The sequence below is a fragment of the Streptococcus parasanguinis genome, from assembly GCF_032163505.1.
In the GTDB taxonomy this organism is placed as follows: Bacteria; Bacillota; Bacilli; order Lactobacillales; family Streptococcaceae; genus Streptococcus; species Streptococcus parasanguinis_V.
The window spans coordinates 696,290-711,291 of sequence record NZ_CP134147.1 but is presented as its reverse complement, the minus strand read 5'-3'; the positions used below and the strand labels follow the sequence as shown (position 1 = coordinate 711,291).

Genomic DNA, 15,002 nt, shown 5'->3' with positions numbered 1-15,002 from the left:
ATTTCTGTATAAAGAAATAGGATCATTTTATCTGATTCAACGATTTATTCTAAGTTCTGATTTATTTAGAACCACTCAGTACTATTAAATCTACTCCTACTATTTCCAAGAAGATTTTGTACAGTCGATGAACTATTCACACTGCCCCTTCTTTGGAGAGGAGGGCAGGTGTCTAGATGGTTCCTATTTCTCAGATTATTCTAGATACGAAGAGGCTCGGATTTCTCCAAGCCTCTTTTTTTATCTTTTTTTCACAATCCACCGCATGACCTTTGCCAAAATGAGCCATAATATAAAGCTACATAGGGATACATAAATCCAAGCATTGGGATCCTCTGTCATCGGAAGAGGAATATTCATTCCAAAGAAACCGGTGATAACGGCTAAGACCGCCAACAAGGCTTCAAAGATGGTTAGGGTGGTCAAGTTATCATTCAAGTTGTTGTTTAGGATATTGTTGTATGATCCAGACAACTGCTGTAAGACATTCGAAATCAACTCAGTCATCGAAACCAACTGACGCGCTTCGATCATGGCATCATCAAACTGCTCTTTTTCAACATCATTCATCCTGCGATAAATGGCATGCGCTTTGATATGTTCTAGCAACATCCGATTTTGCTTGGCTGCCGCGACCAGATACACCATACCGGTCTCAAGGTCAGACAGGGCATAAAGATTCTTGGTCGTCGTTGTCTTTCGAAGCAAACGATTGAGTTCATCTTTGTGCTTATCTAAGCGATCAATAATCGGATAATAAGCATTACTGATCATTTCAAGACCTGCAAAAAGCAACTTATAGATCGACAGCTCCCCATGGCTTTCCAAATAGCGAACCATTTGTTCAATGATATAGGCATTGTCCTGATTACTGATGGTCACGAGTCGCGTATCTTGAACGATAAAGGTCATGGGTATGGTTTCGTAATATTCCTTGTCCTTTTCTAAATCCAATACATTATAGATAAAGGTGATCGTTCCGTTTTCTCGATTGTAATCCATATGGGCACGTTCGTTCTTATCCATCGCGTACTCAATGGTTTCTTTGTCAATATCGTATTTTTTATAAAGATATGAATTTTCAGCAATCAAATCCGAGTCGATATTGATCCATTTCCGATCTTGACCCAATTGTTTATCGATAAACATTCCGTCTCCTTTCTCAACTGTTCTCTATCAACATGATTTTTTATTTAAAGACCGCACTGGCTAATGCTTGCTGGATTTCAATGACACTGTTGTCACTCTTGAATTGTAAAACTTCTGAAGGTTCCACTGCTGAAGAGACCCAGATTTTTAATTCAGCATCCAAATCAAAATGACCGGAAGTTTCTACTGAAAATCGAGAGATGGAGCGATAAGGAAGGGATTTGTAGGAAGTTTTCTTTCCTGTTACTCCTTGCTTATCCACCAAGATCAAACGAAACTCGGTAAAGACGATCAAATCACGAATCAGGCTAAAAGCGAGAGTGACTTGCTCTCCAGGCACCAAAATATCTTCCAGATCTCTTTCTACTTTGTCAACATTTTTTTGAGAGGCATTGCCCATCAAACCACTTAATAATCCCATCATTTCTCCTTTATAAGCGAAAACGGACAAGATTCCGTTTTCTTATTTCTATTGTCATGGATCGGTTTTGAAAACTTTCCTTATCCCATCTTTTCTTCCAACTCAACGTCTGGATACTTGTCCGCAAACCAACGGAGGGCAAAGTCGTTTTCAAAGAGGAAGACAGGCTGGTCAAAACGGTCTTTGGCCAAGATGTTTCGACTTGAAGACATACGCTCATCTAAATCTTCTGGTTTGATCCAACGAACGGTCTTTTTACCCATTGGGCTCATGACCACTTCGGCATTGTATTCATTTTCCATGCGGTGCTTGAAGACTTCAAACTGGAGTTGCCCAACAGCACCTAGCATGTATTCACCTGTTTGGTAGTTGGTATAAAGCTGGATAGCTCCTTCTTGCACCAATTGCTCAATCCCCTTGTGGAAGGATTTTTGCTTCATGACATTCTTAGCAGATACCTTCATGAAGATTTCAGGCGTAAAGGTTGGCAGTGGTTCAAATTCGAACTTATTTTTACCAACTGTCAGCGTATCTCCAACCTGATAAGTACCAGTATCGTAAACCCCGATGATGTCTCCTGCTACGGCATTGCTGACATTTTCACGGCTTTCGGCCATAAACTGAGTGACATTTGATAGCTTAGCCCCCTTACCAGTACGAGGCAGGTTAACGCTCATGCCCCGCTCAAACTCGCCCGATACAATTCGAACAAAGGCAATCCGGTCACGGTGACGAGGGTCCATGTTGGCTTGGATTTTAAAGACAAATCCTGAGAAATCCTTATCATAAGGGTCGACAAGCTCTCCATCTGTCTTCTTGTGGCCATGTGGTTCTGGAGCAAACTTCAAGAAGGTTTCTAAGAAAGTCTGCACCCCAAAGTTCGTCAAAGCGGATCCAAAGAAGACTGGTGTTAATTCACCCGCAAGGATGGCTTCTTCTGAGAATTCATTTCCAGCTTCTTGCAAAAGTTCGATATCGTCTTTCACCTGCTCGTAGAATGGATTGTTAGCAAAGAGCTTGTCTCCATCTTCTAGACTCGCAAAGCGTTCATCCCCTTTGTAGAGTTCCAAGCGTTGATTATAGAGGTCGTAAAGCCCCTCAAAGGCTTTCCCCATCCCGATCGGCCAGTTCATTGGGTAACTGGCGATGCCCAAGACTTCTTCCAATTCTTGCAAGAGGTCCAGTGGCTCACGTCCATCACGGTCCAGCTTGTTCATAAAGGTAAAGACTGGAATGCCTCGGTGTTTCACAACCTCAAACAATTTCTTGGTTTGGGCCTCGATACCCTTGGCAGAGTCTACAACCATAACCGCCGCATCCACCGCCATCAAGGTCCGGTAAGTATCTTCTGAGAAGTCCTCGTGCCCTGGGGTATCAAGGATATTAACGCGTTTACCATCGTAGTCAAACTGCATGACAGATGAGGTTACGGAAATCCCACGTTGTTTCTCAATGTCCATCCAGTCGGATTTAGCAAAGTTTCCTGTTTTCTTCCCTTTGACAGTACCGGCTTCCCGAATCTCTCCCCCAAAGTAGAGCAACTGCTCAGTAATCGTCGTTTTACCAGCATCCGGGTGGGAGATGATGGCAAAGGTACGGCGTTTTTTAATTTCTTCTTGTACGTTCATGTTCCTAATTCTTTCTCTTCTTATTTTTTGATAAATTTACAAATTCATCTCTACATCGGATCTCTCCTCAATTTCTCTATCTGTCCTATTATAGCGAAAATAGGCACTTTTTTCAACGATGATTCTTCTTTGAGAGCAAAAAGAAAGACTAAAATCCGTAGATTCTAGTCTAATTCAATCATATTTATTTTCTCACTTTCACTCGCTCACTTCTGCGACTGAAGAACTGATTAAAGAGTAATAAAGCAAGGGCTAAAATACTGGATACAACCAGATAGTTGAGCCACACCTTATCCCCTCTCATAATCGGAGGGCGGGCCATCAAGCCGTAATTTCCTCCCGTCAATTGATTGACTCCAACCAGGAATAAATCTAAGGCAAAGGTATAGAGAACAATCTGACTATTTTTTAATTGGTTTCGATCATACCATCTCAAAAGATAAATCAAGGAATTGATGAGGAGACAGTAATGTCCGAGGAGGAAAGAAAAACTCGTAATATGAGGGAAAGTGTAGGGATCAAAGACTGGATAGCCCAAAGCAAAGATGGCTCCACTCACTCCCATCAAGGCAAAGAACTGTTTGCTTTTCCATCGGTCTGGTAAAAACAAGACCGCAAACATGGCCAAGCGGCAATGGTAAAAAGGTAAGCTATTGGACCATGGAATGTGGTAGGCAAAATACCAAAGATACAAGCAAATTAACTGGAAGCCCTGTAAGTATTGAAAACATTTGCGAAATTGCTCATTCTGATAATAGCGAAGTGACATCATAATCGCTGTCACAACGAACAAGACCATCACACTATACCAAGTTACTGAGATTGCTGGTGGTGCTGTTGATTCTGTAGTGAAAAAATGATGCATAAAATCTCCTTATTTAAACAGATTTAGGTATTCTTCTTTTCTTACTGTACTGAACGATCGTATTGATGAAAATCAGTGTCCCCGTCATGAGAACTGTCACGATCAAATAGTTGAGCACAAGGCCATGGTCACCGATCACAGGAGGGCGACGCATAAAGCCATAGTTTCCACCCGTTGCGAGATTCGCAAGCTGAATAATGGCATTGACCCCAAACGTCATCTGACAGATTTTCCAAACAGCCCCTTCTTCCACCTGGTAGGATTGAACCAGATAGATCAAACAGTTGGCCAGGAGAGCCCAGTGACCAAAGACATTGTTGATCGAGGATACGTGAGGAAAAGGATAGGGATAAAAAACAGGATGAACCAAGGCCATAATGGAGCCAAAGACTCCCACGAGAGCAAAATATTGTTTGAAGCTGCCCTTGGGAGCCAAAAGAATGATCCACATGGCCATCCGGCTATGATAAAAAGGAAGACTCTCTGAAAAAGGCAAGCGAGCTGCTAAATACCAAGAGTTGATAATGAGCAACTGGATCAACTGCCCCCAATACCAAAAGTTTTGATAGCCTTTGGAAGAAGCAAATCGAATAGACAGAAGCCCCACCACTACCAATGAGGTCGGCAACAAGAAATACCAAGCCCCCAATTGAGGAGGGGCCGTTGGTTGACTGGTGAAAAATAAGTCCCAAAGTGTCATGATTTCTTTCCCTTATCTGCTCTTTTTATTCTGAGCGCGAAACTATACTCTTTTCGACCATCTTGTATTTGTATTTATAGCGTTGATTGACCAAGCAAATACCCGCCACCATCACGATGCTGACCAAGAGGTAGTTCAAGAGAGCACCGTGGTCTCCAATGATTGGTGGACGTCGTAAGAAGCCGTAATCTCCTCTGGTCAAAAGATTGACCAAAAAGATGACTGCATTCATACCAAAGGTGATCTTAACAATCCGTAAGGTGTCCTGTTTTTCCGACTGATAAAACTCCTGCAGGTAAATCAAACTATTGGCAAACAAGGCCCAGTGACTAAAAATCAGGTTGAGTACAGTAATATGGGGGAATGGGAAGGGGTCAAAGGCCGGATAAACCAAAGCCGCAATGGATCCTAGAACACCCAACAAGGCAAAATATTGCTTGATATAGGTCCCTCTAGGAGCAAAGAGGATCGCAAGCATAGCCAAGCGACAATGATAAAAAGGTAAATTGTCTGTCAAAGGCATGTGGGCTAGAATATACCAAGCATTGATGGTTAAGACTTGAATCAATTGTGCCCAATACCAAAAGCGTTGGTAGCTTTTAGACTGTGCATATTTGATGGAAAAATAGCCAACCACCAACAAGGAAGCTGGTAGGAAAACATACCAGAGTCCAAACTCAGGCGGGGCTGATTTTTGGTTCGTAAACAATAAATCCCAAAGTGTCATTTTTCTATTCCTTTAGTTTATAGTAGACTATTTTTGTATAACTTCCTTCACATTTGCTAGGCTTTTTCTAATTCCTCTACCAATTTGGCTAGATTCATGGAATTGCTTCCCTTGATGAGGATTTGGTCCTGCTCTTTTAAGCTTTCCTTGACTTGTTTGACCAGGTCCTCAAATTGATCTTCCTCAGCGGTCTTTTTGAAATAATAGACATGTCCGAGTGGGAACATCTGACTCGCTAATTGAGCCAAGCCCGCAATGTCTTGCCCATAGAAAATAACGGTATCCAAGACATCCGGTGAGAGGCTGAGGATCATTTGGTTGTGTAGATTTACAGATTGCTCCCCTAGTTCTTTCATATCTGCAAGTACGGCTAATTTTCGGCCATTTGGATTCGCAGGAATAGTCGAGAAAGTTTCTAAAATCAAGCGCATAGCCGTCGGATTAGCATTGTAGACATCGGATAGGATATCCGCTCCGTTACTGGCCTTCTTCCATTCTGTCCGGTTGCGCGTTAATTGCAAGGTTTCAAAACTATCACGAATCGCAGCTTCACTCACTCCTTCTTTCAAGGCAACATAAGCTGCAATCATAGCATTGGTCGCATTGTATTTTCCTGTTACTGGAAGATCGATCGCTTCTTCTAAGAAATTAGCTCGGAAAGTTAAGCTATCCTTTCGCTCGATTAACTCGGTAATAAAAATCTCCTCATCTGGCCCAAAGCGAACGACTGTTTGATTTTCAGGGAGGTAGGCATTGACGATCGGATCAGCTGGAACTACCAGAAGACCGCCTTCTGGCATCCCATCCGCAATCTGGAGTTTTCCTTTTGCGATCTCACTTCGATCTTTGAAGAATTCCAAATGGGCTTCCCCAATCAAGGTGACAATAGCAGCTTTTGGATGCGCCAGTTCTGACAAGAGATGGATATCTCCTAGATGGTCTTGCCCCATTTCAAGGACCAGTTTGTCCGTCCCTTCTGGCATATGCAAAACCGTATAAGGAAGACCAATTTCGTTATTATAGTTTCCTTGTGTTTTATAGGTCAGGTAGGTGGTGGACAAAAGCTGTGCCAACATATCTTTTGTGGTGGTTTTACCATTTGACCCCGTCACTGCAAAAACATCTACTTTTGTCTTTTGAAGATAGGCTGCAGCAAGTGTTTGAAAAGCGCTCAGCACATCTTCCACCAAAATATAAGGGTGGCCTTCTACCACTTTCTCTGAAAAAGTGGCTACGGCTCCATTTTCAAAAGCAGTCTCAATAAAGTCATGACCATCACGCGCTCCCTTTAACGGAACAAACAGGTCTCCAGGCCCAATCAATCGGCTGTCAAATTCCGGCTTGACGAGGGCCACATCTTCAAATTGGCTGATATCATTTTTTGCGTGTACTAGATGAGCAACTTCATGTAATGTGAGATTCATATCCGACTCCTCAGTTCTCCGTAGCGTCTTCAAAAATTTGGACGCTCCTATCAAATTCTTCTCATTATACCATATTCTAGACTACAAAAAAAGTGGCTGGGACAGAAGTCCTAGCCTCTTGATTGTTTTTGGATTGTCGAGCAAGACGCAGTAGTTGAGTGGGCTCTACTACGCTGATTTTATCAGCTTTTACAGCCCTACTTAACTGTGCGGAGGTGGGACGACGAAATCGAATTCTAACGAATTACCGATTTCTGTCCCACTCTCTCTTTTCTTACAACAAATGCGCTTCGTGTTTTTGGAAGACTTCTTTTCCAAGCTCTACTAACTTGGTGATCAAATCTGTATAGTTGAGTCCCATATTGTCCCAAAGCAGAGGATACATAGACCATTGGGTAAATCCTGGCATGGTATTGAGTTCGTTTAAGAAGATCTCTCCTTTATCGGTATAGAAGAAATCACAACGCGCTAAACCTAGACCACCGATTGCACGAAAGGCTTTTTCTGCGTTGGTCCGCATGGTTTTCACAACCTCAGGGTCCAATTGAGCTGGAATCGCCATGGTAATTTTGTTGTCGATGTATTTGGCATCATAATCATAGAAGGCCACATCTTTCACAACTTCACCTGGCAAGGTACTCTTCACATCATAGTTTCCAAGCAGTCCAACTTCGATCTCACGCGCATTGACTCCTTGCTCTACCAAGACACGGCTATCGTATTTGAAGGCCAATTCGAGAGCAGTCCGAAGCTCTGTTTGGTTTTCAGATTTTGAAATCCCAACACTAGAGCCCATATTGGATGGTTTGGTAAAGACAGGATAAGAGAGAGTCGCTTCAATTGTAGCAATTTTCTCTTCCAAGTCATCGCCTTCCACTACAGCTACATAAGGAACTTGTGGAATCCCTGCAGACTCCAAGACCCGTTTGGTCGTGATCTTGTCCATCGCAACACTGGAAGCTAGGATGCCACAGCCGACATAAGGCATCTTCAAGACTTCTAAGAAGCCTTGAATGGAACCATCTTCTCCCATTGGTCCATGAAGAACTGGAAAGACTACTGCTCCTTCCTTGTAAATCGCAGATGGTGCCACTTTTTTAGACCAGTCCACTGTATCATTGGTCATCAATTTCTCATCATCCGCTGGTTTTTCTTCAAAAGCTTGCGTCTGGATGAAGTCTCCTGACTGCGTAATAAAGTAGGTTTGAACCGAAAATGCTTGGTAATCAATCGCGCGCATCACGCTTTCTGCTGAAAGAACAGATACTTCACGTTCTGCACTACGTCCACCATACAACAGGATTAAGTCTTGTTTACTCATAGTTTCTCCCTAATTGTTCCCTTGATTTCTTACTTGATAGTATACCACAATGATAGCCCTTTCGAAAGAACTTCTCTTATAATTCTGTCCGATTTTCGATCGCGCGAAGAAGGGTCACTTCGTCCGCATACTCGATATCGGCTCCAACTGCTAGCCCCCGTGCCAAACGGGTCACTTTGATGCCTGCTGGTTTGAGCACACGCGAGATATACATAGATGTCGCTTCCCCGTCTGCCGTCGCATTGGTCGCAACAATGACCTCTGTGACTGTTCCATCCATCAAGCGACTAATCAAACTCTTGAGATTGATGTCATCGGGTCCTACGCCATTCATGGGCGAGATCAAGCCATGCAAGACATGATAGCGACCGTGGTATTCCTGGATATTTTCCATAGCAGATACATCCCGGCTATCTTCTACAACCAGAATGAGGGATGGATCCCGCGTTTCATCTCGACAAATCTCGCAGGTTTCTTCATCGGTTAAATTGCCACAAATACTGCAATACCCCAGCTCACGCTTGGCATTCAGTAAGTTCTTGGCAAATTCATTGACATCATCATCTGACATACCAATGGTGTAAAAAGCCAGACGAGTCGCTGTTTTGATCCCAATTCCTGGCAACTTCGAATAGCTGTCAATTAATTTTGCAATAGGTGCTGGATAAAGCATAGTTTCCTTTCTAATTCATGGGGTGTTTCTGATTGTATAAGTTAATAATGTCACGCGTAATGGAATGACTGACCGTCGCTTGTAGATTGGTATTATGTGGAAAAACCACTGCTACCGCAATCTTTGGATTGTTTGACGGTGCATAAGCCACCACATTGGTATTAATGGCTTGTTTGCCTCCATCGACTGTGGTTTCAGCTGTACCGGTCTTGGCACTAATGGAGACACTAGCACCTTGACCGACAGTTTTCCCTGTCGTCAAACCACTCGTACCATTCGCAACCTGATAGAACCCTTGCTTGATCAAAGCCATGTCCTCAGCTGAGATATGGACCTGATTGAGCTCCTTGGTTTCGATCGCTTTTTTCAACTGACCAAGGCCCCCTTGATCATTATTGTCATAGATGCCTTCGACGACATGAGGACTCACTCGCTTCCCATCATTCGCTACGGTTGCCGCATACTGAGCCAATTGCATAGGCGTATAGTTGTCAAACTGACCAAAGGCATTGGTCAAATAATTACCGACTGTGTAGTCTTTTGGAATAAAACCGGTCGATTCATTGGGAAGGTCAATCCCCGTTGATGTCCCAAGACCATACTCTGCAAAAGTAGAGCGCAGTTTTTTCATAGCCGGTTCAACCTGATCCACTTGTAAGGTCATATTTGGAGTGTAAGGTTGCCCCATCATCTTAAGGGCAATTTGGACCATATAGGTATTGGAAGAGTATTCCAATGCTTCCACCGCATTGATGGAACGACTACCGTATTGGGTAAACCAAGAATTGATAGGAGCGGATCCTGCAAAAACAATCGGCTGATCGGTCAGAACCTGGTTCCCTGAAATGGCTCCATTTTCCCATCCAGAAGTCAAGGTCGCTCCTTTGACCACGGATCCTGGAACGAAGACGTTGGTCACTGTCCCTAAAGCATCTGCTGATAGATCTTGACTACCAGCCTGGTGTTTAATCCCTGCCATGGCAAGGACCTTCCCTGTATCAGGCTCCAGGGCTACAGCATAGACACCTTCGGAGTATGTCGCATTTCCAGCTTGCAACTCTGCGCTAAAGGCAGAGCGAAGGATATCTTCCACTCCTTTTTGGAAATCCAAATCAATCGAGAGCTTGAGGTTTTCTCCTTTGGCCCCTTTTGAAACGTCGACCACTTTCTCCATGTTGCCATTTTTATCTAGGAGAATTTCTTTTTCACTGCGTTTGCCTTGAAGGACGTTTTCGTATTCCTTTTCGAGATAAGACGTTCCAACCCGGTCATTGAGAGCATAGCCTTTTTTGACATAATCCTCAACCTCTTCTGCTGGAAGTCCCGTCTGCTCGGTCGATACATTTCCAATAATAGAGGCTAGAGGAGTATCCAAAACCTTGCGGTCCCAGCTAGTCGTGATGGCAATTCCCGGAAGGTCCTGACTATCCGCTGCGATGGTCGCAATCTGCTCAGCTCCTAGTGCCTGCGTCGAAATAATCCCTGTCGCAAAATTCTCCACCGCATTCATCTGGCTATAGAGATAAATAATCTTTTTCTCATCATCTGTATAGCCGAGTTTTGAAGGGTCGATACTATCCACTGCCGCTTGATAAATCTTGGCTTCCGGCAGGCGGTTGCCATCGGTATCAAATTTCTTTTTCTCAGGCAGGTGTTCCACGACCTCTTGGTAGACCTTGGTATTGGCTAGATAGTAATCCACTTCTTGCCGTTCGGTTACTTGAGGATTTTCTACATCGACATACTGTAAGAGTTTCCCAGCTGTCTCTCGCATTTCTTGGGCCGTCATTTTACGATCCCGCGTAAAAGTCAGGACCTGTTTGCCCACATTTTCCACCAAGGGTTTACCAGAAGCATCATAGATTTGCCCTCGCACACTCCCTTGTTTGACAGTCTTTTTCGTAGCTTTTGCCAATTTATCCGTATAGTAGGCTTGGTGAGTGATCTGCATATAGCCAAGTCGGGCAATCAGCACCAAAAAAAGAAGGCAAATCAAACTAAACAGCAGGTAGAGTCTGCGTGTAATCGAATGATTCTCAAACTTCCGTATTTTCTTCTTCATGAAATGTTCTGTCCTTCTTTTCTAATCAACACTTACCTTCCATTTTACTATTTTTCCAAGAGTATCTCAAGAAAAGGAAGGGACCTTTCCTGGAATTTTATGAAGAAAAAAGATTGGACCTGCTCGCCCAATCTTGAAATTAACACAAACTTTTTTACATGTACAACCTTATGTGAGGTGGTTGAAAAAATATTGATTTTTAATTTTTAAGCTTATTCAAGCATATGTCGAAACTTTCCGCCGTGAGAAAAGTTCCTGAAACACAATTGTTTCAGGAACTCGGGAGTTTTGAAACTTTAGGTTCAAAACTAAGTCATGGAACTTCGTAGAAGTTCGCTGACGTCCGTACTCACCTAAGGAAAGTTTTTAAGACTATTTTGTCTTCAATTTGAGATTGGACATGGTCGCCCAATCTCTTCTTTTAGTAGGTCACAACATTGATTTTTCCTTTGTCATACTCAGCAATGAAAATATCCAAAACGTTGTCATAGCCTTCTTTTTCCAATTCAGCCAGCAACCACTCTTCACTTTTCCCAATTGTTTCCAAAATTTCAAGCTGAACCACGCCATCAGTAATGATCGGGTATTTAGGATTTTCATCCCCCGCACGGACAACGATCATTTGACCGTTTTGTTCAATGACAGCTCGTTTCACTCCCTTTAATTGGAAAATTCCTTGTGAACGCAATTTCAGGGCAACGTCTGAAGCAGAAAGTCCCTTGGATCGACAAGCTTCCGGATCAAGCTTCCCATCTTTGATAATGACAGTTGGTTTGCCATCGATCAAGTGCTTCATAAAACGGACATTGGTATTGAGCCATTTTAAGAGTAAGATCAAAATAGTCCACATCAAGAGAATCACAATGTATTGAAGAATGGTAATGGAGCTATTGTAGATGACCCCACCAATAATTCCCCCAAGAACAAAGTTCTGTATCTGGTCTACTGCAGAACTTGGTGCTAAGTTTCCTTTCCCGGTCACATTGATTACAAATACCAAGGAAATCAAGCCGATAGCTAATTTAATCAAAATGGCTAAAAAATCTACTGTCATTTGTTCACCTCCACAAGTTCCACGTCTGTTTTATACAGATCCATCTTTTCTAATAGGTAGCTATCTGGGTCAGAGCCTGCGATAGCTCGGTAATAAACCTCTCCAACCTTCAGGATCGCCCCATCTGTGGCTGCTGAAGTATTGACATAGACATCTTCTTTTTTGACATCCAACTCCTTTGAGACGACCTCAATAAAATGGAGTGAGCGTTGGAACTGATCATTATTACTTTGGCTATTTTGGAAATTGCTGATACTGATCAAGACCACTACCACCAGAGTTAAAATGGAGATAATAGACAATTCGCGGAATTTGCTATCGTGCTTATTCCGATAGGCTTTCGCCGCAAAAAAAACAGTCAGAAGAATGAGCAAGCCAGATATCCCAATGGTCACCCAGTTTTGCTGGCTGATCTGACTCAATACATAGTCATAAGAGTAAAATTTCATAAACAACTCCCTTTCTCCAAATGAATTCAAGCTATTATAATGGATTTTATAAGAATTTTCAAGGCATTGTGATCAGGAAATCATTAAAATTTTGTTATAATAAAACTATCAATTATGTCAAGAAAAGGAAACACAATGAAACTCATTTCATGGAATATCGACTCGCTAAACGCTGCATTGACTAGCGACTCAGCACGCGCCAAACTCTCTCAAGAAGTCCTTCAAACCTTGGTCGCTGAGGATGCAGATATCATCGCCATTCAAGAAACCAAGTTATCCTCCAAAGGACCTACTAAAAAACACCTCGAAATTCTTGAGGAACTCTTCCCTGGCTACGAAAATACCTGGCGCTCTTCTCAAGAACCAGCTCGCAAAGGCTATGCTGGAACCATGTTCCTCTATAAAAAAGAGCTTACTCCCGTTGTGACTTTCCCAGAGATCGGTGCTCCTTCGACCATGGACTTGGAAGGTCGGATCATTACTCTGGAATTTGGTGGCTTCTTTGTAACACAAGTCTATACTCCTAATGCCGGTGATGGCCTCAAACGTTTAGCAGAACGTCAAGTCTGGGATGTCAAATATGCGGAGTACTTGGCTGAACTTGATAAGCAAAAACCTGTCCTTGCTACAGGTGACTACAACGTGGCCCACAAGGAAATCGACCTTGCTAATCCAGCCAGCAACCGTCGTTCACCAGGTTTCACAGACGAAGAACGTGCAGGCTTTACCAACCTTCTAGCAGCAGGCTTTACAGATACCTTCCGCCACCTCCACGGTGATGTGCCGGAGCGTTACACTTGGTGGGCACAACGCAGTAAAACCTCAAAAATCAACAATACAGGCTGGAGAATCGACTATTGGTTAACCTCAAACCGCATTGCAGACAAGGTTACTAAATCAGATATGATTGACTCAGGCGCTCGCCAAGACCACACACCGATTGTCTTGGAGATTGAATTATAAGGATTTTCTTTATGAACTACAATGCAGTAATTCCCGAGTTTATGGTATCGAATATAGAACAGTCCCGTTCCTTCTACTGTGATTTACTGGGTTTCACCATTGAATACCAGCGTCTAGAAGAAAAATTTCTCTTCCTGTCTCTTGAAGATTGCCAGCTCATGCTAGAGGAGGGAACAAAGGATGAATTAGCTGAACTAACCTACCCATTTGGTCGTGGAGTCAATATCTCCTTTGGTATAGAGGATGTCCCTAGGCTCTATCAGAAATTGTTAGAAGCCAACTATCCTATTCATCGCCCATTGACCAAAAGAAAATTTCGTGTTGACGACCATTATATCTATCCTCATGAATTTGCAGTTTTAGACCCAGATGGCTATTTTTTAAGATTTAGTGAATAAGAAAAAGGAGGTTGTTGGCCTCTTTTTCAGTAAGTAAATATAAATTGACAGAACTGTAAATCCAGTGACAGAAACCTTTGCTAAAGCCCATGAAATCAGCATGTCAAAGAACTTTGATAGCCATTTTTTGTATAATTGAGTAGAATGAAATCAGAAAGCGAGGAAATCTTATGCAAGTCGGAAAGCAGATCCAGCACTATCGTAAAGAGAAAAATTTATCTCAAGATGATTTGGCTGAAATCATCTTTGTCAGCCGTCAATCCATTTCCAACTGGGAACGCGGAGCAACCTACCCTGATATTCAAAACCTGCTTTTACTGAGCAAGGTCTTTGAAGTGTCATTGGACCAACTCATAAAAGGAGATGTGGAAACCATGAAACAAATTATTCACGACCAAGAATTTATGCGCTATCAAAAAGATGGAGTGGTTTTTACCATTTTACTAATTGGAAGTCCTATAATAATGATTCCTCTAATTCTTTATCTGGAATGGTTCGGTATCGCTATTAGTTGCTTGATTTATGCTATCACAATGTTCTACGCCCTACGCATTGAGAAATTTAAGAAACAGCATAATCTTCGTACCTTTCGCCAGATTGTCGCCTATGATCAAGGACGCAGCCTGAGCGAGATTGAAGAAGCCGAGGAAAGGGGCAAGGCTCCTTACCAAAATATTATCCTTCCTGTTCTATTTTGCCTTGGAATTGGAGCTATTGCTCTGTTGTTTTCTTGGCTCTTACTGACTTTCTTCCCTATCAAATAAAAGCGAAGTCATCAGACCTCGCTTTTCAAATGTCTTTAAAGTTATAGAGTTGCGGATAGTGATCACACTCGGGATTTTTGGGATGTAACTTCCTACTCATGCTTTCCTATATCCTCACCTGTCTATCTTCAGACCGTTGGCCTGTGACAAACATGGTGAAGGTTGCCTTGCAGACATTTCGGTCATCTTGGTTGGTGATATCTACATCGACGACACAGGTTGTACGACCTTGATGGACACATTCCCCCCTGATGGTTAGGACATCCCCTAGATTGCCAGCTTTCAAATAGTTGATAGAAGACTGGAGCGTCCCACCTCCGCACAGTTGAGTAGGGCTGTAAAAGCTGATGAAATCAGCGTAGTAGAGTCCACTCAACCACTGCGTCTTGCTCGACAATCCAAAA

15 protein-coding genes and 1 pseudogene are annotated in these 15,002 nt (G+C 42.8%); 3 read left to right on the top strand and 13 right to left on the bottom strand.

What is annotated here, in order from left to right; translation table 11 throughout:
- Nucleotides 1–240: 240 nt before the first annotated feature.
- The 12 genes from RIN70_RS03720 to RIN70_RS03665 all read right to left on the bottom strand — a co-directional run bounded on the left by RIN70_RS03720 (nt 241) and on the right by RIN70_RS03665 (nt 12,473).
- Nucleotides 241–1,149, bottom strand: coding sequence for a magnesium transporter CorA family protein (locus RIN70_RS03720; protein WP_049472123.1), 909 nt, complete (start codon nt 1,147–1,149; stop codon nt 241–243).
- A 40-nt stretch (nt 1,150–1,189) separates the two neighbouring features.
- Nucleotides 1,190–1,570 carry a PH domain-containing protein gene (locus RIN70_RS03715; RefSeq protein WP_003015210.1) on the bottom strand — a complete coding sequence of 127 codons (381 nt, stop codon included), beginning with the start codon at nt 1,568–1,570 and terminating at the stop codon, nt 1,190–1,192.
- 80 nt (nt 1,571–1,650) lie between these two features.
- A complete protein-coding gene (locus RIN70_RS03710) occupies nt 1,651–3,198 on the bottom strand; it encodes a peptide chain release factor 3 (RefSeq protein WP_023917622.1) in 1,548 nt (515 codons plus the stop codon).
- A 184-nt stretch (nt 3,199–3,382) separates the two neighbouring features.
- Entirely contained in the window at nt 3,383–4,063 is a 681-nt protein-coding gene (locus tag RIN70_RS03705; RefSeq protein ID WP_070505817.1) for a YwaF family protein, read from the bottom strand.
- Between the two features lie 13 nt (nt 4,064–4,076).
- Nucleotides 4,077–4,763 carry a YwaF family protein gene (locus tag RIN70_RS03700; protein ID WP_251458109.1) on the bottom strand — a complete coding sequence of 229 codons (687 nt, stop codon included), beginning with the start codon at nt 4,761–4,763 and terminating at the stop codon, nt 4,077–4,079.
- A gap of 25 nt (nt 4,764–4,788) precedes the next feature.
- Nucleotides 4,789–5,490, bottom strand: a complete 702-nt coding sequence (locus tag RIN70_RS03695) for a YwaF family protein (protein ID WP_313790693.1) — start codon at nt 5,488–5,490, stop codon at nt 4,789–4,791.
- Nucleotides 5,491–5,546: 56 nt separating this feature from the next.
- A complete protein-coding gene (locus tag RIN70_RS03690; RefSeq protein WP_150905685.1) occupies nt 5,547–6,914 on the bottom strand; it encodes a UDP-N-acetylmuramoyl-tripeptide--D-alanyl-D-alanine ligase in 1,368 nt (455 codons plus the stop codon).
- Nucleotides 6,915–7,188: 274 nt separating this feature from the next.
- Complete coding sequence (locus RIN70_RS03685) at nt 7,189–8,235, bottom strand: D-alanine--D-alanine ligase (RefSeq protein WP_313790692.1); 1,047 nt, start codon at nt 8,233–8,235, stop codon at nt 7,189–7,191.
- A gap of 76 nt (nt 8,236–8,311) precedes the next feature.
- Nucleotides 8,312–8,908 (bottom strand): recombination mediator RecR, encoded by a 597-nt coding sequence (gene recR / locus RIN70_RS03680; protein ID WP_003002450.1) that lies wholly within the window; start codon nt 8,906–8,908, stop codon nt 8,312–8,314.
- A gap of 10 nt (nt 8,909–8,918) precedes the next feature.
- Nucleotides 8,919–10,970, bottom strand: coding sequence for a penicillin-binding protein PBP2B (gene pbp2b / locus RIN70_RS03675; protein WP_313790691.1), 2,052 nt, complete (start codon nt 10,968–10,970; stop codon nt 8,919–8,921).
- A gap of 421 nt (nt 10,971–11,391) precedes the next feature.
- The gene (locus tag RIN70_RS03670) at nt 11,392–12,024 is read right to left on the bottom strand and encodes a DUF421 domain-containing protein (RefSeq protein ID WP_024055948.1); all 633 of its coding nucleotides are present in this window, start codon (nt 12,022–12,024) and stop codon (nt 11,392–11,394) included.
- Nucleotides 12,021–12,473, bottom strand: coding sequence for a DUF3290 family protein (locus tag RIN70_RS03665; protein ID WP_313790690.1), 453 nt, complete (start codon nt 12,471–12,473; stop codon nt 12,021–12,023). The genes RIN70_RS03670 and RIN70_RS03665 overlap by 4 nt, the downstream gene beginning before the upstream one ends.
- Before the next feature lie 135 nt (nt 12,474–12,608).
- On the opposite strand from RIN70_RS03665, the gene RIN70_RS03660 reads away from it, so the two are divergent.
- The 3 genes from RIN70_RS03660 (at nt 12,609) to RIN70_RS03650 (ending at nt 14,598) form a co-directional block, all read left to right on the top strand.
- On the top strand, nt 12,609–13,436 hold the full coding sequence (locus RIN70_RS03660; protein WP_129299564.1) for an exodeoxyribonuclease III: 828 nt from the start codon (nt 12,609–12,611) through the stop codon (nt 13,434–13,436).
- A gap of 11 nt (nt 13,437–13,447) precedes the next feature.
- Nucleotides 13,448–13,834 carry a bleomycin resistance protein gene (locus RIN70_RS03655; protein ID WP_003014423.1) on the top strand — a complete coding sequence of 129 codons (387 nt, stop codon included), beginning with the start codon at nt 13,448–13,450 and terminating at the stop codon, nt 13,832–13,834.
- A 170-nt stretch (nt 13,835–14,004) separates the two neighbouring features.
- Nucleotides 14,005–14,598 carry a helix-turn-helix domain-containing protein gene (locus RIN70_RS03650; protein ID WP_031577145.1) on the top strand — a complete coding sequence of 198 codons (594 nt, stop codon included), beginning with the start codon at nt 14,005–14,007 and terminating at the stop codon, nt 14,596–14,598.
- Between the two features lie 106 nt (nt 14,599–14,704).
- Here RIN70_RS03650 and RIN70_RS03645 read toward each other — a convergent pair.
- Nucleotides 14,705–14,914: pseudogene (locus tag RIN70_RS03645) on the bottom strand (PaaI family thioesterase); the annotation flags it as partial.
- Between the last annotated feature and the right edge of the window lie 88 nt (nt 14,915–15,002).